Consider the following 19,771-nt stretch of genomic DNA (forward strand, 5'->3'; position numbering starts at 1 on the left):
CCACTGTATTGGAACTGTCGCTTTAGTGAAAGAAAAAGGAAAGAAACAAAGTAGAAAAAATGAGCGTAAATTAGGAAATTATTAAATGTAAAAAAAGGGGACAAGGTCATAGTACAACCCTATTACCTTTTTTCATTTACAAGCGAGAGTGCAACTGTAAATATTTTTAATTTTATCAAATTTAATACATGCGCGCAACGCTAGTGGGTTTTCCTACCCTTACGTTTACTTTGGTTTGCCAAAATAAAAACCTCCTTCGATTTGAGGGGAAAGATCCCTATATAGCAAAGGAGGTAGAATACTGCGCAGCAATAGTCTCTTTATTTCCAGGCCTAATAATTCGAAATATTTTTAAATACTAATGTTATGATAAAGAATTTGTAAATTTCGACTGAATTTCTTTTAAAAACATATCAGCTGCAGCGGAAAAAACCTGATGCTTTCTCCAAACAATATTTAAGCCAGCTTCAAGTCTTGGCTTTAGCGGTCTAAAACAAAGGTTACTGTCGCTAGACGTATTCACGATTTTATCAAGAGTTATTGCATAACCAATGCCCTCTTCAACCATAATGGCAGCATTGTATGCAAGGTTGTATGTAGTTACGATGTTTAATTTATCAAAATCTTCACCAAACCAATTCAAAAACTCATTTTTAGAAAATGTCTGTTTCATGGCTTGTCGGGAACAAATTAGCGGAACATGTAATAAATCTCCTGCTTGAATGGTATCTTTGAAAGCAAGAAGACTATCCTTCCTCATAACAACACCCCAAACATCTTTGGCTGGGATATTGATATAGTTGTATTTTGATAAATCAGCTGGTTGAATGAAAATACCAAAGTCAAGCAAACCCTTGTCAAGCCTTTCAGTTATATCGTCTTCGTTCCCGCTGTATAGGTGGTAGTGTATATTGGGAAAACTCAGCCTTAGATCTTTTACTACCCGTGCAATCTGTCTCATGGCATCTGTTTCCCCGCCACCTATATAAACATCACCACTTATTGTTTCTACCTTGGAACTAAATTCGGCCTCTAATTTATCGACCATATCAACGATTTCTTCTGCTCTCTTTCGCAGGAGCATCCCTTCATCTGTGAGATTCATCCTGTGACTACTTCGTATAAACAGTTTTTTTCCTAACTCTTGTTCAAAGTCTTTTAACTGTCTTGACAAGGTTGGCTGGGTCACATGCAAATAATCAGCAGCGGCCGTCATGCTGCCTTCTCTTGCAACAGCAAGAAAATATCGCAAAATTCTAAATTCCATATCTTACTCCTCCTTATAATGTTTCAGTATATATATTTATGAAATGCCTATCAAGCATATTGAGATATATCATATAGGTATTTGTTATATATAAAAAGGCACGCTAGAATAAATAACTGAGGAGGTAATCTGGTGGTTGATTACCTGTGACAGACTGCTATAACCACTTCCAATTCGATCTTGAAAACAAGTCAATGAAGATTAGATTGAACAAAATTTTAAAGCTTTTCAAAGACTGATGAAATGCAAAACCAAAGTTTATGTAGAAAGGATTATTGAGTATGAAAAAAAACGTTTCTATACTTTGTTTGTTTATTTTTAGCTTTGGTCTGACTGCCTGTGCTACAAGTGAAACAAATGAAAGTGAAGAAACTCGTCAAGGGGATATGCCAACCAGTGATTCTATTCAAGATACGAGGGATATTGACATGTCAAACACATTTACGTTGATTGATTTAAACATAACAATAGGCGACGAAGTATTCTTAGCTAGGCTTTATGATAACCAAACAACACAAGCACTGATTGAAATACTCCCTTTAAGCATAGACATGGAGGATCTTCATAGAAATGAAAAGTTCTATTATCTATCAGATAGACTCCCAACAGATTCTGAGAGATCCGGCGTTATTAATGGGGGAGATATTATGCTTTATGGGGACAATTGTCTAGTATTGTTCTATGAAACCTTCTCAAGTTCTTATAGCTACACTCGTCTCGGATATATCGAGGATGTGGAAAGATTTGCTCAAGCTGTCGGCGACGGTAATATAAATGTCGTTTTTGATTTGGCTGAAAATAATGAGTAAATAAGCTTGCATTCATTAGTACTTGGAGTTGATAAGAATAGGAGTTGTTTTTTTGATGAAACGAAATAATTTATTGATTTTCATAGTAACCGTAGGTGTTTTCGGCATCTTAAATACGGAGATGGGGGTGATTGGGTTATTGCCTTCCATTGCTGAACACTTTAATGTCAGCATATCACAAGCAGGATTGACGGTGAGTCTCTTTGCTCTTGCTATTGCTATATCTGGACCAACGATGCCTTTATTGTTTTCCGGGATTAATCGAAAGAAGGTCATGTTACTTGTACTAGGTGTTTTCGTTGTGGGAAACATTGTATCCATATTTATATCTAACTTTACCATTCTATTAATGGTTCGTATCATTCTAGGCTTATTTCATCCAATTTATTGTGCTATGGCTTTTACAGTCGCTGCTTCCTCAGTAAGTAAAGAAGAAGTGCCAAAAGCTGTTTCTAAAGTATTTATAGGAGTATCTGCTGGTATGGTAGCCGGCATACCGATCGCAAGTTTTATTGATAGTGCCGTTTCGTATGAAATGGCGATGGCATTCTTTGCTATTGTAAATGCATTTGTATTGGTCGCTACATTGATTTTTGTACCATCTATGCCTGTTGAAGAAAGACAATCTTACGGTGAACAAATTGCTGTATTAAAAAAATCCATTATATGGGTTTCGATAGTAGCTGTCATTTTATTAAATGCCTCCGTATTCGGGGTATATAGTTATATTGCTGAGTATTTGGCAACCGTTACCCAAATGTCTCCGAATATTAGCAGTTTAACATTATTCGTTTTCGGTGGAGCTAATATTATTGGAAACATCGTTGCAGGGAGGGTGCTCACTAATAGTCCTATTAAGTCCATCTTAACTTTTCCTTTGTTATTGATTGTCGTTTACACCCTTTTATTCTTTACTGGAGAGTTTGCCGTACCTATGGTCATCATCACTTTCCTTTGGGGAATATTGGCAGGAGGAATCATGGCTAATATTAATCAATATTTGATTTCATCTTCAGCTCCAGAAGCACCTGATTTCGCCAATGGATTATTTATATCAGCCTGTAACGTAGGAACAACAGTGGGAGCAGCTGCAGGCGGGTTATTTATATCACAAATGGGAACACAATATGTTGTATTGGTGGGAATCCTATCATTGATTCTAGGTTTAATAGCGATTTTACTAAGAAACTATATGATTATTCCTTCAAAACAACTTTCTAAAGCTGCTATAGTTCAAGATTAGTAGCCACAAAATGGATGTTTAAAATGTCAAAGAAAGTTGCACTTGTCACCGGAGGGAATCGTGGAATTGGATAGGTGAGCTGGTCAAACAATTGGCTTTCAAAGGTTTTAAGGTCATTTTGGCAAGTCGGAATCCAAAAAGGGGTCATGAAGCCACTCAAAAACTTAATGATTCAAAGCTGGACGTTTCTTTTGTGGTAATGGATGTAGACGATCAAGAAAGCATCCGTCAAGCTGCGAATACAGTAAATGAGCGGTAAGGACATATGGTTTTGCTTTATCGCAATAAATATCTGTTCTCAGGTGATCATTTAGCCTGGGATAATGAACTAAATGGTTTATCCGCACATAGGGATGTATGCTGGTTTTCATGGAAAACACAAACCGAATCTATGGAGAGGTTAGCTAAGGAAAAGTTCGAATGGATACTTCCTGTGGAAAGGGAATATTCCTATTGAAGAAACGATTGAAGCCTTGGAGAAAGCAAAAAGTCAGGGGGAAATTAGGTCATGGGGTGTTTCTAGCTTGTAAGAATGAGTGGTAATTTTACAGTTACAATTGAAATAATGAAATAGTTAGGTTTGAGTTTATCTATCGGTTTATGACTGGTGGATGTAATTGGAGTTGAAACAACTCCTAACAATATAATTGAAGGTAGTTTATCTATTTTACGGAGGTTGATGGAAAATGAAAATGATGCCTTTAGAGCGTCGAGGAATATCGAACAGCCGTTTAGTGCTGGGCTGCATGGGCTTAGGAGGAAGCTGGAATTCTGCAGACCCGGTTACGTCCAGCCACATCCGTCAGGCGGAAGAAGCCGTGGAAGCCGCTCTTTCCATAGGAATTACAATGTACGACCATGCGGACATTTATAAGAGGGGTAAAGCGGAATCCGTATTTGGGCAAGTTCTTAAGCAGCAGCCCCGGCTTCGTGAACAGATTGTCATTCAATCCAAAGTAGGCATTCATCTCTCCGACGGCATATTGCCACAGCGCTACAACTTCTCGAAAGGGCATATCCTGCATTCGGTGGACGGCATATTAGAGCGGCTTGGTACACAATATTTGGACGTGCTGCTGCTGCACCGCCCGGATCCGTTGATGGAGCCGGATGAGATCGCCGAAGCTTTCACGATGCTGAAGCTGACGGGCAAGGTACGCAACTTTGGCGTATCGAATATGAGCCCGGGACAAATTCGCTTCCTGCAAAGCGCATTGCCTGATCCATTCGTCGTAAACCAGTTGGAGATGAGCCTGCTGCGTCATCACTGGGTCGATCCAGGCATTCTTCACATTAACCAGAAAGCCGACTTAAAGGATAGCTTTCCTGAAGGGCTTATGGAATTTATGCAAATGGAGAACATTCAGATTCAAGCATGGGGGCCCCTGTCTCAAGGCAGATTTTCGGGAAAAGAATCGGACAACGCAACCGAAGCGGAAATGAAAACAGCAGCGCTCGTTCAGCAGATCGCCGATGAGAATGAGACAACGCCTGAAGCGATCGTGCTCGCTTGGCTGATGAAGCATCCCGCCTGCATACAGCCAGTCATCGGCACGGTAAATCCTAAGCGCATTATCGCCTGCAAAGATGCTGCAAGACAGGCGGAAATCATGACTAGAGAGCAATGGTACACGTTACTGGTAAGTGCCAGAGGCGTAAATATGCCCTAAGTCTCAATATTAATAGTTCAACGGTGTATCAACAAAATATTCATTTTGACAAGTCGGGATCCAGAGATGGGTCATGAAGCTACGCAAAAACTTAATGATTCAAAGCTGGACGTTTCTTTTGTGGTAATGGATGTAGACGATCAAGAAAGCATCCGTCAAGCTGCGAATACAGTAAATGAGCGGTATGAATGTGAGCTATTGAGGAAAGTGTAAGTATCCATCATGTGATGCTACATTAGGGCATTTGTATGCGAGGTATATGAATATAACTATTTTCAGATGGAGGCGTGCAAAATGAATCAAGGGAAAAGTCTGAATACAAATGTACCAGGAAACTTTTATGTTACTTCAGCGTGCATCAATTGCGATCAATGCCGTCAAATTGCGCCTCATACTTTTTCTGAAGTTGCGAATTTATCAGCCGTGACAAATCAACCGAATGAATACCATGAAGTTATTAAAGCTTTTTATGCTCTTATTTCCTGTCCTACTGGCGCAATTGGAAGTGAACAAAAGGATGGACTCTCCACAGCTATACAGGACTTTCCTTTGCCTATTATCGACAACATTTATTATTGTGGATTTACTTCCCGACACTCTTGGGGGGCAAGTAGTTATTTGATTCTCCATCCAGAAGGGAACTGGCTAATTGATTCTCCACGCTGGTCACCTCAGTTGGTTAAACGGATCGAGGAAATGGGGGGAATTAAATATATCTTCTTGACTCATCAGGATGATGTTGCCGATGCGAACAAATACGCTAAAAGATTTCAAGCCGAGCGATTTATTCATGCCTTAGAAAAAGAGTCCCAACCTGATGCTGAACATGTGATTCAAGGTATGGATTCAATACAATGGCATACGGATTATAAGTTTATAATGGTTCCTGGTCACACAAAAGGACATATGGTTTTTCTTTATCGCAATAAATATCTGTTCTCAGGTGATCATTTAGCCTGGGATAATGAACTAAATGGTTTATCCGCACATAGGGATGTCTGCTGGTTTTCATGGAAAACACAAACCGAATCTATGGAGAGGTTAGCTAAGGAAAAGTTCGAATGGATACTTCCTGGGCATGGGAACCGTGTTTTCCTTTCTCAGTTAGAAATGAAAAATGCCATGGTGAAGTTGATAGAACAAATGAAATCTTAAATATCCTTTACACCATTTTAATTGGTTAAAGGAGGGAATGCCTAAAGCTTCACATGTAATGGCAGAAGAACTGGGGATTTTGTTAGAGAGGATTGTAAAGGATCGGCAAAGCCTTTGATCTAGTTGGTGGAGGAATACCAATTGAGAATGCTCTAAAAACATTATAAGTACAGTTGTATAAGGGAATGGTTTGTTAATTCTTAAGCATGTATTGAACTTAGTCAAATGAATGGACATAAACAATGGAGATTTTAGCGGTCAGTAAAAGTTATTTTTGGCCTCTGATACATTTTTAAGAATGATAAAAGAGCCATATTTTAATTGGAAATCATCTCGAAATTAGCTATAAAATTTTCAGAGGAGGAGTGAAAAAATTTGAATAAAGTAAAAATTGCAGGAAGGAAAGTTTTTCCCATAGGCTTAGGCACTTGGACTATGGGAGACAAAGCAGATAACTTTGAACAAGAAGTAGAAGCAATAAGAGTTGCTCTTGATCATGGTGTTCAAGTTATTGATACTGCTGAAATGTATGGGGATGGAAATGCAGAGAGATTAGTTGCACATGCAATTAAGCCTTATAACCGTGAAGAATTATTTCTCATTTCAAAAGTTCTTCCTTCAAATGCCTCAAAAAAGCAATTACCAATTAGTTTAGAAAATAGCTTAAAAAGATTAAAGACAGATTATTTAGATCTATACTTACTCCATTGGAAAGGGAATATTCCTATTGAAGAAACGATTGAAGCCTTGGAGAAAGTAAAAAGTGAGGGAAAAATTAAGTCATGGGGTGTTTCTAATTTAGATGTTGATGACTTAGAAAAAATAATGAAGTTACCTGATGGAATAAAATGTGCATCAAATCAAGTGCGTTATAATTTGGGAGATCGTGGGATTGAATTCGATTTAGTACCTATGATGAACAAACTTGAAATGCCATTAATCGCCTATGCCCCAGTTGCTCGTGGTGATAGCTTGGGTACTAATCTAACGAAACAAAAAGTTTTAAAGGAAATTGCTGAAAAACATCATTCAGATACTTTTCAAATTTTATTAGCATGGTGTATTTGTAATGGTCAAACAATTGCTATCCCACAATCTAGTAATACCGCTCATGTGATAGATAATGTGAAAGCAGCTAAGATTCGATTAACGCAGCAAGATTTGGAGCAATTGGACTCCATCTATCCAAAACCTAGCATGAAACAGCCACTTGCTTTATGGTAAGAAGAGAATGTAGAAATGACTGTGTAGGCAAAATGATAACCAGAGAACGCAATATGTATTGGATTGTTTCAGACATACTTTTGCAACATTTTCTGGGGTAACAAAAAGCCGAATTTTTCAATATAATGCTGAGAAACTGGGCTTTTATTGGAATTAATGATAGTACTTCAAAATATCGTTAAAGAATGCTTTCAATTTGTCGAATGGAATCAATTCCATCTTACCGTACAAATCTACGTGTATAGCAGGGATTTGTACTTGCTCCTGATTTCCAAGAATCGTATATTGCTTATGCGTATTATACTTACGAAGATAGCACGGGACAGTTAAACCGTATTGTAACACTTCGATATTTTCCTTCAAGGAGGTTATTGTCAAATGAGTGAAAAAGTATATATTTGTTCGGAAAAACAGTTGAAGGATGAGGGGGTTAAGGTAGTAAAAGGGGGAAAGCACGCAATTGCCGTCATCCATCATGAAAACAACATATACGCGGTAGATAACCGATGTCCCCATCTTGGATTTCCATTACATATGGGGAGCAGTTGTGATGGCATTCTTACGTGCCACTGGCATCACGCCCGTTTTGACCTAAAAAGTGGGGGGACGTTAGACCCGTGGGCTGACGATGTAGCTACATATCCCGTCGAAGTAAGGGATGGGGAAGTGTGGATCACTCCTGAACCCATAGACAAGCAAACGGTGGTAAAACTTAAAAAGAGACTGAAGGATGGTCTAGAGCAAAACATAAGTCTCGTCATTGCAAAGGCTGTTGTGGGCTTAGTGGAATCTGGAGTAGCCCCCAATGATATTGCAAAGATCGGCGTAGAATTTGGTACAAAGCACCGCTGGAATGGTTGGGGATCTGGTCTTACGATTTTAACTGCTATGAGCAATATCCTGCCGTATCTCGATAAAAACGGAAAAATCCTTGCCTTATACCAAGGATTAGTTCATGTGGCAAGAGAAAGTGCAGGGAAGGGAACAAGATTTTTATTAGATCCCTTACCCTTAAATGAGGAAAAGGAACAACCAGAGATTTCCCTACTTGCAAAATGGTATAGAAAGAACATTGAAGTTCGTGATGTCCAAGGAGCAGAGAGGGTCCTGCTAACTGCCATAAAGCTAGGGGCAACGACAGAACAGCTATCGGACATGATGATGACGGCAATTACAGATCATTTTTATATGAATATTGGTCACACATTAGATTTTCATAATAAAGCTTTTGAGATGATGTCGAAGCTCCAAGACGAGAACCGGGAATATATTCTCACCTCTCTATTACCAGAGTTAAGTAGTGCCACTCGTAGTGAGGAATCCCACAGCTGGCAGGCACCTATTAATTTAGTGGAACCTCTAAATAATGCCTTCAGAACGCTAGAGAATATAGAAATCAAGGAAGAGGATGGAAAAAATTCATCAGACATAGTAGATGAGGATCAGGTATTAGAGCAATTGTTAAGTGATGATCCCGTTAGAACGGTAGAATTGTTAATGGAAGCATTACAAAATGGGAAATCCCCTGTTCGTCTTGCTCAATTAGTAACGTTAGCAGCAGCGGAAAGGGTAGCACGCTTCCATGTACAAAACGAATTTAGAGATTGGGATACGGTACTTCATACGTTTACTCACGCTCATGCTGTTCACCAAGCTATACGGAGATCAACAACACCTGAACTGACTCGGGCTGTTTTTCATGGTGCCATGAGTATTTATTTAGATCGTTTTCTCAATATTCCCTCGGCTCGAATGCCTGTAGCGGATAAATCCTCATTGCAACGGAAGGATCCTAAGGAATTTCTAGATTTATTAGATAAGCAGCAACAAACAGATCAAGCTGCGAAATGGGTAGTAAATTACTTAGCCAATGGCGGAGGTTTGAATGAATTCTTTAACGTTCTGGGTCATGCACTACTTAGAGAAAATGCAGAATTCCATACCTTTCAAATGTATGAAGGGGCGATTATGGAGCATCGTATATGGCAAAATGAGGATTCCGAGATTGCAAAACGGGCACAGCAAACGATACTCATTGCAGTAAGTCGTTATGTTGCGGCCCACGCACCGACCTCAAGGGAAACGTCCCATACAGCTAAAATAGCCATCAGGCTTCATCGTGGAGAAAGATTGTTTGAAGAATAAATGATCAGGAATAAACAAACAGGACCTATGTTGAAGAAGAACAACTAACAAAGTTATTTTGCTGAGGAGTACAACGATACTGGCAATACACAACTATTAAGAGACGATTACCCTAAAAGTAATCGTCTTTACAGTTGTTCATTTCGGCAAAAAGACTTGAAGGATTAAGTTCTATTACTCTAGACAACTTTCTTAGAATTAAGTATGTTTGCTAATATTATAAAAAAGGCTGAGGACATAGGAACAGCAGATGTTCGAAAGTACCTAAGTCAAGATGAGACTTTGAAAATGAAAAAGTACTTAATTCAATAAGATTTGTTTGTTATTAGACTCATACTACGTAGTAGATAACTTCTATTTTAGGTGGCTTAATGTCTTTTTTCATTTGTTCCGAAAAAGAAACAAATCTTCCTATAGAAGTTTTCGTTCCTTCTTACATAACTATCAGTCCCTCGCTCTAACCAATCTTTTTCAAAAAGTTGTCTAGTTTAGGGCATACCTTTTGTGTATGGAACCTTAGAAATGGAGGCGATTTAGAAACTATGATGGATATTGCAGGTCATTTAACTTATAAAGCAGCTAGAAATTAACTACGTAAAGTATTAAGGCCAAAAGGGTGGATAGGCTACACTAAGTTGGACAGATGAAATAAGGGCTTGTAAACTTAGACTATTAACTTAAGGGAGCGTGCTACTATGACACGTCAACGTCGAACTTTTACACCCGAATTTAAACTGCAATTAGTGAAGCTTTATGAAAATGGAAAATCTCGTGCAGACATTGCTAGAGAATATGATATTACACCTTCTGCGTTAGATCGTTGGATTAAAAATCATCAGGAAACAGGTTCATTTGCCGCCAAAGATAATCGTTCTGAAGAAGAAAATGAACTGATGCAACTTCGCAAAGAAAATCAACGTTTACTGATGGAGAACGATATTTTAAAGCAAGCAGCGCTGATCATGGGACGAAAATAGATGTGATTCGAAATAACGCTCACAACTATTCGGTATCAGCAATGTGTAACGTCCTCGATATTCCAAAAAGTACGTATTACTACCATGTTGATGTAGCAGGCAAACGTGCACAGAGAGCTGAAGATAAAGAGCTTTCTAATGAAATTGCTCGTATTTTTAAAGAGAGTCGAAACAATTATGGTACACGCAAAATCAAGAAAGAATTAGCCAAGTTACCTGAACCAAAATATGTTTCACGGCGCCGTATTGGTCGACTCATGAACGAAGTAGGGCTCGTGTCGAATTATACAGTGGCACAATTTAAACCACACAAATCAACGTGTAACGAAGCTCCTGTAAAGAATGAATTACAGCGCCAATTTAAGCAAGATCAACAATTAGCTGTCATTGTCAGCGATTTAACATACGTCCGTGTCGGAAAAAAGTGGCATTATGTATGCCTATTTGTGGACCTTTTCAATCGCGAAATCATCGGCCGTAGTGCTGGAGCAAATAAGACAGCAGACCTTGTATATCAAGCCATTACAAGTATTCAAGCCAATCTGAATGACATAAAAATGTTCCATACAGACCGTGGAAAAGAGTTTGATAATCAGCTCATTTCAGAAGCTCTTGAAACATTTGGTATCCAGAGATCACTAAGCATGAAAGGATGCCCTTATGACAACGCCGTGGCCGAAGCGACATTTAAGGTATTCAAAACAGAATTCGCTAACGGAGCTCATTTCTCTTCTCTTCAACAGCTCGCTCTTGAACTTGATGATTATGTTCATTGGTTCAATAACATTCGAATTCACGGAACACTAGGCTATTTAACACCAGTCGAATTCAAGCAACAGACCTTATAATTTTTGTCCAGTTTAGTGTTGACATTCCAGGGTATTGGAACACCTATGTGTAAAGGGCTGCCTATTACAATAGGAAGAGTAATTTATTTCGAAATATATATCGAAGAGTTATCAAACAAAAATAAAACCATGAAATTGAAATCGTAATGGCAGCAAAAATGTCCGATGGAAAATGGGCACCTACAATGATTCTGCTTAATGCTACAGAGATGATCATAACAATAAAAAGAGAAGATATAGTAATCATTTTTAACGGACTTTTTACAAAACGATAGCACAATAATATCAAAAATGAAAATAGAATAACACTTCTCATAGTATGGCCACTCGGAAAACTGTATGATGCTAGTTCAAGTGAGTAGCCAAAAACCTCGATAACACTCATTTCACCAGGTCTTTCACGTTGAAAGAGCACTTTCAAAAAGAAGTTTAGAGCAAAACCTCCGAATGTAAGGATAACTAACAAAGTAGCAAATCCCCACATTTTTTTGAATAATAGATAACTACCAATAAGAGCAGTTAAAACTATGATGGATTCTCCAGAGCCAATCTTGGTGATTCCCTCCATTACCGAGACAAGAAAAGAAGATGATTTTTCAAAGAGGAATGAAATAATAGATTGATCCATTACTATAAGTTGATTTTGTATTGATAGTATTGAGATGGCGAAAAATAACATTAAGCAACTCAATCCTATAATAATTTGTTTGACATTTGCTTGTACCATAAAAGTAATCTCTCTCTCTTTCTATATTTGTTGGTGGTACTTATTATATCATCGTTGTTAACATGAAATATGGTTCTTTAGAAAAAAAGGATGTTGCTGATAAATATAAAGGTGATTGTTTTTACTCTCCACTAGAAGGATTATCCTTAGTAATTAAATAAATCCATACTTCTTATTTAATTAAAGAAATAACTAATCTTTCTCAAGCTAATTCATTTAAAAAATATCCCAAGTTCCTGGTTTTTCGGGAGTCTACTCCGGACAACGGAAAACCGTATTACTATATGCAGTTAAGCTTGACTTCTTTAATAAATGAGCAGACAACTGACGGGTAGTAGTCAGTGAATCTATTGGATGAAAAGAAACCGTATCTTAAGATTTATTATTGATTAAATTATTTCAGATTTTTGTAATTTTAATAATTAATTTTTAATATAGAGATTGCTTATATTATTACATTTGTTCTTTTTTATTTGACTTAGAGTTAACTATAAGGGTTATCATCATTTTTGTAAGAAAAAAGTTGGGAAAGAGATAAATGAAGGAGAAGTTAATATGAGTTCTTCATTTCACTCGGACTATGCGCATTTTCTTGCTTTTATAAGAAATAAATTGATTGGAAGTTTTTCTATGATAACTCCTAAATCACAGGCTGTCACCACTTATCTATGGGACAAGCCAGAGTTTAGTAAATAGATAAAAATGATAGGAGGAGATGAAAAAATGAAATTTGTCATTATAGGATTATTTTCCCTACTCGTTTTGTCAGGGTGCCAAAGTGAGCCATTGGAAAATAATCAGGGGAATGAGGCTATACCTGAAGTTATCCAAACAGAAGAAAATGGGGGTAATGATGATTCACAAGAGAGCGGTCCTATTGACACAGATATGGCAGAAAGTAGAACAGAATTAAATTTTTTAGATTTCTCTACAGAGGATTGGGAAGTAGAAGTGATATCCGATGATTTAAATTATCCGTGGGATATAAAAATAACAGATAATACCATTGTAATGACAGAAATTGAAGGGACGATTGCTATTATTCAGGATGGTCAGCTGGAAAGATACGCTGTTCAAACATCTGACCCTGTAGTGCACGACGGTGGAAGTGGCTTACTAGGAATAGAACTTGCAGAAGATTTTTCTGAAAGTGGAATTGCCTATCTGTATTATTCTTACAGTTCGGGTTCTGGTTTGTCCAATAAAGTTGTTGAGGTAGAATATGACGGTAACTCTTGGCTGGAAACAAACATATTGGTTGATGGAATACCAGGCCATCAGCTTTATAACGGAGGGAGAATCGCAATTGGTCCAGATGGGTATTTGTATGTTTTAACAGGCTGGGCTAATGTAGAGGAGTACGCACAAGATCTAAATAATCTTGCTGGAAAAGTGTTAAGATTAAATGTAGATGGTTCCATTCCGGAAGATAATTCATTCGCTGATTCTTATGTATATTCTTATGGACATCGCAACCCTCAAGGAATAGCATGGAATGAAGAAGGGGCCCTTTTTATCTCTGAGCACGGACCGTCTGCTCGTGATGAGATTAATGTCATTGAGCCGGGGAGAAATTATGGATGGCCTGAAGTAGTCGGAGGAGAAGAAATGGAAGGGATGGAGATGCCTCTTATTCACTCGGGGGATGATACTTGGGCTCCATCAGGTATCACATTTTTTGAAGGTCATTTATTTGTTACAGGACTTAGGGGGCAAAGCTTATACGTTTATAATGCAGAAGCAGCCTCTATGGATGTTGTATTTACAACAAATGATAGGCTTAGAACTGTCGTGCCAATTGAAGGGGACCTGTATGTTATTACTACGAATACATCACCACGATCCTCTAGTACTAACTACAACGATCGTCTGATAAGGTTAAGTCCTAGACCTTAAAATTATAAATCTTTATATTAGAGAATCATTAAAATGTGATTCTCTTTTTTGCTAATAAAATCATATTTGATCTAGTACTTATTTTTTGTCTACAAAGTTTATAAATTGGATTTGACTTAGAGTTAACTCTAAGTGGTATGGTGTTAACATTGAAAGTAAGTAATCTTAAAATGAGGTGAAATAGTATGACGTACCGTATTGGTGAATTAGCAAAAATGATTGGTGTTAGTGAGCATACTTTAAGATATTACGAAAAAGAAGGGTTGGTAGTACCGGATAGGAACAAGAATAATATTCGTTGCTATACAGAAGATCATAAGTTATGGGCGGAATTCATCTTACACATGAAAGATATTGGAATGTCCTTAGAGGATCTAAAAGATATACAGAATTATGGGCATTAGGAGATGAAGGTAGAGTTGAACTGATAGAAATTCTTGTTAATCATCGAGAAAAAGTGATAGTGAAGCTGGATAAGTATCAAAAAAACTTAGAGTTATTAAATACAAAAATTGATTTTTACAAAAGTAGCATAAAGAAAGATGATACGGATGATCTTTATGATCAGTTTGTCCAAATAAAGAAAAATGGAAATGAAATGTAGAAAAGAAATTACAAGTGTAAATATCGATTTTAAATAATTTTAGATACGGGGAATGGAGGTTGATTTATGGATAAAACTGTACTAATTTCTCCGATTAAACCAAGGATATATATTGAATTTTTAAGACTCGAATTGCTTGAAAAAGGAACTGAATTAGGATTAAACAACGAAATTACCCTACATTTAAGTCATGAACTTGATTATTTTATTTACCAATATCAATTGTTGATTCAAGATAGATAAAACAAAAGGTAGCGTGGATTAATAAAAATAGTAAATTTGAATGGGTGAAGTAAAGGAAGATATGTTTGCCCTAGGCTTTTAGAATATGTGGTAACCTTTTGAAATGTACCCTTGCTTATCTAAAGCGTACGAGCTTTTTGAATAAGTAAATTGTTTAAAAACAAGTAGCAAAAAGGTATACGTTTTTTCAACAATTAGGTTTATTTGTAAAAGAATTAGAAATTAAAATTAATTGAGGTGATTACTGATGAAAAAAATCTTCGTAATATCCATGTTTTTACTACTTATAACTACTGGATGCAGTGGAAATGGAACACAAAATCCGGAAGCTGAGCAAGAAGACAATTTAAATGAACGAGAAGATGAAGGACAAGAAGTTGAGCAAACTGTTCAAATTGAAGAGCCAGAAGTTATAACGGGAAATCTTGAGATTCCTTGGTCTATTGAGAAATTTGAAAATTCATTTTATTTGGCAGAGAGACCAGGTTACATCGTAAAAATAGATAACAGGGTTACCGAACGACAGAGTGTAGCATTGGAGAAAGATATCTCAACAGCTCCTGAGGCAGGGTTATTAGGGTTTGTGCTCGCTCCCGACTTTGCAGAATCAAATTTAGCTTATGCGAATTATACATATGTAGATGACTCTGGACAATTTAATCGTATTGTAACTCTCCATTTAGAAGATAACATTTGGAGGGAGGAGAGTTTGCTTCTGGATCATATTCCAAGCGGCACGTACCATCATGGAGGAAGGCTTAAAATCGGGCCTGATGGGATGCTTTATACAACAACAGGTGATGCGTCTGAACCGAATATTGCACAAGACCTCGACTCATTAGGTGGAAAAATTTTAAGAATAAATCTGGACGGTACTATTCCAAGTGATAATCCATTTCCAGATTCCTATGTGTATAGTTATGGACACCGAAATCCCCAAGGCATTACCTGGTCGTCTGATGGTATGCTTTTCTCAAGTGAGCACGGCAGCAGAGCAAATGATGAGGTTAACTTAATCGAAGTTGGTCAAAATTATGGCTGGCCGATTACTGAAGGTTCAGAGGAACAAGAAGGTATGGTTTCACCACTGTTTACTTCTGGAGATTTAGAAACATGGGCACCATCTGGAATGGACTATTATGATGGGAGATTGTATGTTGCAGCATTAAGAGGATCTGCAGTTTTAGAATTTGACCTTGAAGCAGGTGAACAACGCGAAATAATAACTGGATTTGGCCGAATCCGTGATGTGCTAATTGAAGATAACTCCCTTTACTTTATTAGCAATAATACAGACGGGCGTGGTGTTCCAGAAGAGAATGACGATAAGCTTTATAGAATCTCACTCTCAGAATTAAATTAATAGAAATGGAGATTGAAAAAAATTAAAGTTAATTAACTATAGGAGAAGTTATGAAAAAAGCAATGTTATATACGTTTGCTGTTTTAATTGTACTTTGTGTGGCTATTTTATTGTTTATTAATATGTACCCTGTGTTCGGTGGTAATCCAAGTAGAGAACAGCAAGAGGTGTATGAGGGGTTTGATAATTATCAAAACGGACAGTTTGTAAATCAAGTACCAACAGAGATGGGTATGGGAATAACGGGTATGTTATCTATAATTAGGGATTCTCTTTTTTCGGATGATAACGACCGGTCTCCAACTGAGGACATACCAGTTTCTGAAATTGGTTGGGACCAAATTAAGAGCGAGGAAGATAGTTTAACTTGGTTTGGTCATTCTACTTTTCTACTAAGTATCGATAATAAGAAGATATTTGTAGATCCAATGTTACGTCCTAGAGCTTCACCTGTTTCATTTGTAGGGGGGAGTAAACGATATAGCGAGGATCTGTTAAGTATCATCGGTGAACTGCCATCTATTGATGCTGTTTTCATTACACATGATCATTATGACCACTTAGATTATGCATCCATACTGCAACTTAATAGAAAGGTGTCGCATTACTTCGTTCCACTTGGTGTAGGTGTACATTTGATTCGCTGGGGAGTGGAAGAAGAAAAAATTACGGAACTCAATTGGTGGGATGAAACGGATTTCCAAGGCTTAACTGTGACTTTGACCCCAGCCAAACATTACTCAGGAAGAGGGTTGTTCAATCGAAATTCTACGTTATGGGGCGGCTGGGTTATTCTTGGAGAAAATACACGTTTTTTCACAAGCGGAGATAGTGGGTATGATGAACACTTTAAAGAAGTTGGTGAAAGATATGGACCTTTTGATATCACTTTATTGGACGGAGGTCAATACGACGATCGCTGGGATTGGGTTCACATGACACCAGAAGAAGCCGTTCAGGCTCACTTAGACTTAATGGGTGAAAATATGATGTTAATTCATTGGGGAGCATTCACCCTTGCATATCATGATTGGTCAGAACCGATAGAACGAGCATTAGCAGAGGCTGAGAATACAGCGGTAAATATAATTGCTCCTAATATTGGTGAAACCGTTTTGTTAAATGGTGACTTTTTTAATGTCATTTCCCGATGGTGGGAATTGTAGGAAAGCATATAATCCAACTTACTTTTTTAGTTTGATAGACATGATCGTTTACCTTGTAGTTAAAAACGTGTTCCCTGCATCTGTTGTTTCTGAGGAAATGTGGGTTACGAAATTCAGTTAATCCATCTTTCCATTTCCTTAATTCTATGCATTACCAACAATGATTAAATTCAAGTATTGGAAGTCCAGAAAATAAGAGTATTTCCTATAAAGTTTTAATGAAAGGTAGAGGTAATAAAAGATGAAAAAAATCTTAGTAATAACTGTGTTTGTATTACTTCTTATTGCCGGGTGTTCAACAAATGACCAACCATTTTCAGTAGATGGATATTTATACTCTCTAAATACGAAGGATCATGAAGAAACAGAAATGGATTCAGAAAATCTCGGTGTTTTTTGGTCTATTAGAAAACTAGAAAATACATTTTATATAACAGAGGGACCAAGAAATATCGTTAAAGTAATAAATGAGGAAGTTCAACATCACAGTTTAAAACTCGACAAAGAGTTTGCCACACTTTCAGAAACAGGGTTATTAGGATTTGTTCTAGCACCAAGTGATGGAGAGTCAGATTTAGCATATGCGTATTACTCGTATGAGGATATTTCTGGTCAGTTTAATCGAATTGTCACACTCCGGTCGGAAAATAATATTTGGAAGGAAGATAGATTACTTATAGATAAGATACCAAATGGTTCCTTCTTTAATATGGACGAAGGTTTAAAATTGAACTTGCATGATAATTTATTGCAGCAACAGCCGGTTATACATTTAAACCGGGTTTGGCATAAGATTCCTATTTATGAAAAGGACCAATCAAATGAATACTTATTAATTTAATCTAATTGTATTCTTGACTATTGAATTGAACTTAATATTTTGCAGATGGATTTCGCCACGCATTCGTTGTGAGAAACCCCAAAAACGGTTTTCAAATGAGCGTGGTGTTTCGCTATTTGCTTTGAGGTGCCCCAAAAAAAGGAAGAAACATTTTGGGGTAACCATATTTTTTTAGAGGTTTTATACTAACTCACTATACAATCCTCTCTAATAAGTCCCCTACTTTTTCTGCCATGACACGAGGCGGTTCAGGCATTCCATTTTTTAACCACCATTCTACTATCCCTACGTATGCAGTAGCAACAAATTGAACAATGACTTCTTCATCTTGACCAGCATTTTTTCCTTTTGTTATGTCCACATCATTCTTGAACTCTTCAATATTAAACTTCAGGAAGCGATTACGAAAATATGGGGCTCCTTCACTCACTAACATCGTTGAAAAGAATAAATAATTACTCTCAAAGTATTCCATGCAGTGTACAGTCGATTCGATCCAATCCATTTCTGCTGCCGATTCACAAAAATTACTCATGTTGTTTATATGTTCTTCCATGATCTTATCTAATAGATCAAATTTATCTAAGTAATGAAGATAAATGGTTCCTCTGTTCACATTTGCCCTGTCGGCAATATCTTGAATGGTAATGTTATCAAACCCTTTTTCAGACATCAGTTCGACAAGAGCCTTTTTTATCGCTTCTTGGCTTTTTACTATTCTTCTATCCACTTTTGGCATGTTTGGTCACCAACCTTTCTTACAGATACTCAACAATTTTTATTGAATTGTTGAGTAATCAACGAATTGCGTGCATCTAACCATTGAGAGTATCGTGTTGATATTTATAATTATAAACAGATGTTGAATAATGAATCAATGTATTCTTCTCCAAGGGAATTCATATCCTTCACTTTTAGTATAAAAAAATTTTTCAAATACAAAGAAAGAGTGTTACATAATATGTCTGAAGATGTTGCTTCAGTAAATGCTTCACTTGAGGATGACCAAACAATCAGCAAAGCCTTTGATCTGATTGGTGGGGAAATACCGATTAAAGAGGCTTTGAAAACATTATAAGGAAATGGAGAGTATTCACTGAATTTAATCCGTATGAGTGAATATATAAAATCAGAGGTCATTCAGAAAAACAAATTTTCTCAAAAATATCTATAAACTTACAATTTTAGGAGTGGGAACATTGAAAAAAGTTAAAATTGCGGGAAGAAAAGTTTTTCCTATAGGCTTAGGTACTTCGAATATGGGAGACAAAGCTGATAAATTTGAACAAGAAGTAGAAGCAATAAGAGTGGGTCTCGATAATGGTGTTCAAGTTATTGATACTGCTGAAATGTATGGTTATGGGAATGCAGAGAGACTAGTTGCACAAGCTATTAAGCCATCTGATTATAGTCGTGAAGATTTATTTCTCATCTCAAAAGTGCTTCCTTCAAATGCCTCAAAAAAGGATTTACCTATTAGTTTAGAAAATAGTTTAAAAAGATTAAATACGGATTATTTCACTAGTGTTGCATTAAATTAGACTAACTATTAAAAATACTCAAAATGTTCAATAAAGTTATTTTGTGCAAAGA

22 protein-coding genes are annotated in these 19,771 nt (G+C 37.0%); 18 read left to right on the forward strand and 4 right to left on the reverse strand.

Translation table 11 applies throughout. The features are described 5' to 3' along the window. Positions 1–364 precede the first annotated feature (364 nt). Positions 365–1,267 (reverse strand): LysR family transcriptional regulator, encoded by a 903-nt coding sequence (locus tag SLH51_RS07995; protein ID WP_335960505.1) that lies wholly within the window; start codon positions 1,265–1,267, stop codon positions 365–367. 281 nt (positions 1,268–1,548) lie between these two features. Between SLH51_RS07995 and SLH51_RS08000 the strand changes: the two genes are divergently transcribed. The 8 genes from SLH51_RS08000 to SLH51_RS08035 all read left to right on the forward strand — a co-directional run bounded on the left by SLH51_RS08000 (position 1,549) and on the right by SLH51_RS08035 (position 7,368). After that, positions 1,549–2,076, forward strand: a complete 528-nt coding sequence (locus SLH51_RS08000) for a cyclophilin-like fold protein (RefSeq protein ID WP_335960507.1) — start codon at positions 1,549–1,551, stop codon at positions 2,074–2,076. Between the two features lie 52 nt (positions 2,077–2,128). Beyond that, entirely contained in the window at positions 2,129–3,319 is a 1,191-nt protein-coding gene (locus SLH51_RS08005; protein ID WP_335960509.1) for an MFS transporter, read from the forward strand. A gap of 118 nt (positions 3,320–3,437) precedes the next feature. After that, a complete protein-coding gene (locus SLH51_RS08010; RefSeq protein ID WP_335960511.1) occupies positions 3,438–3,578 on the forward strand; it encodes a Rossmann-fold NAD(P)-binding domain-containing protein in 141 nt (46 codons plus the stop codon). 187 nt (positions 3,579–3,765) lie between these two features. Beyond that, positions 3,766–3,849: an aldo/keto reductase gene (locus SLH51_RS08015; RefSeq protein ID WP_335960545.1), complete on the forward strand. Its 84-nt coding sequence runs from the start codon at positions 3,766–3,768 to the stop codon at positions 3,847–3,849. 156 nt (positions 3,850–4,005) lie between these two features. Then, positions 4,006–4,989 carry an aldo/keto reductase gene (locus SLH51_RS08020; protein WP_335960513.1) on the forward strand — a complete coding sequence of 328 codons (984 nt, stop codon included), beginning with the start codon at positions 4,006–4,008 and terminating at the stop codon, positions 4,987–4,989. Positions 4,990–5,055: 66 nt separating this feature from the next. Further along, positions 5,056–5,202, forward strand: a complete 147-nt coding sequence (locus tag SLH51_RS08025) for a hypothetical protein (RefSeq protein ID WP_335960514.1) — start codon at positions 5,056–5,058, stop codon at positions 5,200–5,202. Positions 5,203–5,283: 81 nt separating this feature from the next. Then, positions 5,284–6,144 carry an MBL fold metallo-hydrolase gene (locus SLH51_RS08030; protein WP_335960516.1) on the forward strand — a complete coding sequence of 287 codons (861 nt, stop codon included), beginning with the start codon at positions 5,284–5,286 and terminating at the stop codon, positions 6,142–6,144. 375 nt (positions 6,145–6,519) lie between these two features. Continuing rightward, positions 6,520–7,368: an aldo/keto reductase gene (locus tag SLH51_RS08035; protein WP_335960517.1), complete on the forward strand. Its 849-nt coding sequence runs from the start codon at positions 6,520–6,522 to the stop codon at positions 7,366–7,368. 153 nt (positions 7,369–7,521) lie between these two features. Here the strand turns inward: SLH51_RS08035 and SLH51_RS08040 are convergent, their stop codons facing one another. Beyond that, complete coding sequence (locus SLH51_RS08040; RefSeq protein WP_335960518.1) at positions 7,522–7,713, reverse strand: hypothetical protein; 192 nt, start codon at positions 7,711–7,713, stop codon at positions 7,522–7,524. A gap of 33 nt (positions 7,714–7,746) precedes the next feature. On the opposite strand from SLH51_RS08040, the gene SLH51_RS08045 reads away from it, so the two are divergent. Together SLH51_RS08045 and SLH51_RS08050 are read left to right on the forward strand one after the other, a co-directional pair. Further along, positions 7,747–9,513: a Rieske (2Fe-2S) protein gene (locus SLH51_RS08045; protein ID WP_335960519.1), complete on the forward strand. Its 1,767-nt coding sequence runs from the start codon at positions 7,747–7,749 to the stop codon at positions 9,511–9,513. A 695-nt stretch (positions 9,514–10,208) separates the two neighbouring features. Then, a protein-coding gene (locus SLH51_RS08050) for an IS3 family transposase (protein WP_335960522.1) occupies positions 10,209–11,338 on the forward strand; the annotation gives its coding sequence in 2 pieces (ribosomal slippage) (positions 10,209–10,488 and positions 10,488–11,338; 1,131 coding nt in all). Between the two features lie 64 nt (positions 11,339–11,402). On the opposite strand, the gene SLH51_RS08055 is transcribed toward SLH51_RS08050, so the two are convergent. Further along, positions 11,403–12,065, reverse strand: a complete 663-nt coding sequence (locus SLH51_RS08055) for a phosphatase PAP2 family protein (protein ID WP_335960524.1) — start codon at positions 12,063–12,065, stop codon at positions 11,403–11,405. Positions 12,066–12,788: 723 nt separating this feature from the next. Here SLH51_RS08055 and SLH51_RS08060 point away from each other — a divergent pair. The 7 genes from SLH51_RS08060 to SLH51_RS08085 all read left to right on the forward strand — a co-directional run bounded on the left by SLH51_RS08060 (position 12,789) and on the right by SLH51_RS08085 (position 18,178). Continuing rightward, entirely contained in the window at positions 12,789–13,961 is a 1,173-nt protein-coding gene (locus tag SLH51_RS08060) for a PQQ-dependent sugar dehydrogenase (protein WP_335960526.1), read from the forward strand. Between the two features lie 185 nt (positions 13,962–14,146). Further along, positions 14,147–14,365, forward strand: coding sequence for a MerR family transcriptional regulator (locus tag SLH51_RS24435; protein ID WP_390183823.1), 219 nt, complete (start codon positions 14,147–14,149; stop codon positions 14,363–14,365). Further along, complete coding sequence (locus tag SLH51_RS08065; RefSeq protein WP_335960527.1) at positions 14,284–14,565, forward strand: MerR family transcriptional regulator; 282 nt, start codon at positions 14,284–14,286, stop codon at positions 14,563–14,565. Before SLH51_RS24435 ends, SLH51_RS08065 begins: the two co-directional genes overlap by 82 nt. 66 nt (positions 14,566–14,631) lie before the next feature. Next, complete coding sequence (locus SLH51_RS08070) at positions 14,632–14,808, forward strand: aspartyl-phosphate phosphatase Spo0E family protein (protein ID WP_335960528.1); 177 nt, start codon at positions 14,632–14,634, stop codon at positions 14,806–14,808. 247 nt (positions 14,809–15,055) lie between these two features. Further along, a complete protein-coding gene (locus SLH51_RS08075; protein WP_335960530.1) occupies positions 15,056–16,171 on the forward strand; it encodes a sorbosone dehydrogenase family protein in 1,116 nt (371 codons plus the stop codon). Positions 16,172–16,233: 62 nt separating this feature from the next. Continuing rightward, positions 16,234–17,337 (forward strand): MBL fold metallo-hydrolase, encoded by a 1,104-nt coding sequence (locus SLH51_RS08080; RefSeq protein ID WP_335960547.1) that lies wholly within the window; start codon positions 16,234–16,236, stop codon positions 17,335–17,337. Between the two features lie 241 nt (positions 17,338–17,578). Beyond that, positions 17,579–18,178, forward strand: a complete 600-nt coding sequence (locus SLH51_RS08085) for a PQQ-dependent sugar dehydrogenase family protein (RefSeq protein WP_335960531.1) — start codon at positions 17,579–17,581, stop codon at positions 18,176–18,178. Positions 18,179–18,371: 193 nt separating this feature from the next. Here the strand turns inward: SLH51_RS08085 and SLH51_RS08090 are convergent, their stop codons facing one another. After that, entirely contained in the window at positions 18,372–18,917 is a 546-nt protein-coding gene (locus SLH51_RS08090; RefSeq protein WP_335960533.1) for a TetR/AcrR family transcriptional regulator, read from the reverse strand. A 460-nt stretch (positions 18,918–19,377) separates the two neighbouring features. Here SLH51_RS08090 and SLH51_RS08095 point away from each other — a divergent pair, with 460 nt between their 5' ends. Further along, the gene (locus tag SLH51_RS08095) at positions 19,378–19,719 is read left to right on the forward strand and encodes an aldo/keto reductase (RefSeq protein WP_335960535.1); all 342 of its coding nucleotides are present in this window, start codon (positions 19,378–19,380) and stop codon (positions 19,717–19,719) included. The last annotated feature ends 52 nt before the right edge of the window (positions 19,720–19,771 follow it).

It is taken from the genome of Halalkalibacter kiskunsagensis (assembly GCF_037027555.1).
Taxonomy (GTDB): Bacteria; Bacillota; Bacilli; order Bacillales; family Bacillaceae_D; genus Halalkalibacter; species Halalkalibacter kiskunsagensis.

Excerpts from the sequence above, each read along its gene's own strand:
- SLH51_RS07995 (WP_335960505.1), bottom strand. The coding sequence starts at position 1,267 with ATGGAATTTAGAATTTTGCGATATTTTCTTGCTGTTGCAAGAGAAGGC.
- SLH51_RS08080 (WP_335960547.1), top strand. The coding sequence starts at position 16,234 with ATGTTATATACGTTTGCTGTTTTAATTGTACTTTGTGTGGCTATTTTA.
- SLH51_RS24435 (WP_390183823.1), top strand. The coding sequence starts at position 14,147 with ATGACGTACCGTATTGGTGAATTAGCAAAAATGATTGGTGTTAGTGAG.
- SLH51_RS08085 (WP_335960531.1), top strand. The coding sequence starts at position 17,579 with ATGAAAAAAATCTTAGTAATAACTGTGTTTGTATTACTTCTTATTGCC.
- SLH51_RS08060 (WP_335960526.1), top strand. The coding sequence starts at position 12,789 with ATGAAATTTGTCATTATAGGATTATTTTCCCTACTCGTTTTGTCAGGG.
- SLH51_RS08000 (WP_335960507.1), top strand. The coding sequence starts at position 1,549 with ATGAAAAAAAACGTTTCTATACTTTGTTTGTTTATTTTTAGCTTTGGT.
- SLH51_RS08055 (WP_335960524.1), bottom strand. The coding sequence starts at position 12,065 with ATGGTACAAGCAAATGTCAAACAAATTATTATAGGATTGAGTTGCTTA.
- SLH51_RS08045 (WP_335960519.1), top strand. The coding sequence starts at position 7,747 with ATGAGTGAAAAAGTATATATTTGTTCGGAAAAACAGTTGAAGGATGAG.
- SLH51_RS08090 (WP_335960533.1), bottom strand. The coding sequence starts at position 18,917 with ATGCCAAAAGTGGATAGAAGAATAGTAAAAAGCCAAGAAGCGATAAAA.
- SLH51_RS08075 (WP_335960530.1), top strand. The coding sequence starts at position 15,056 with ATGAAAAAAATCTTCGTAATATCCATGTTTTTACTACTTATAACTACT.
- SLH51_RS08070 (WP_335960528.1), top strand. The coding sequence starts at position 14,632 with ATGGATAAAACTGTACTAATTTCTCCGATTAAACCAAGGATATATATT.
- SLH51_RS08065 (WP_335960527.1), top strand. The coding sequence starts at position 14,284 with ATGGGCGGAATTCATCTTACACATGAAAGATATTGGAATGTCCTTAGA.
- SLH51_RS08030 (WP_335960516.1), top strand. The coding sequence starts at position 5,284 with ATGAATCAAGGGAAAAGTCTGAATACAAATGTACCAGGAAACTTTTAT.
- SLH51_RS08020 (WP_335960513.1), top strand. The coding sequence starts at position 4,006 with ATGAAAATGATGCCTTTAGAGCGTCGAGGAATATCGAACAGCCGTTTA.
- SLH51_RS08025 (WP_335960514.1), top strand. The coding sequence starts at position 5,056 with ATGGGTCATGAAGCTACGCAAAAACTTAATGATTCAAAGCTGGACGTT.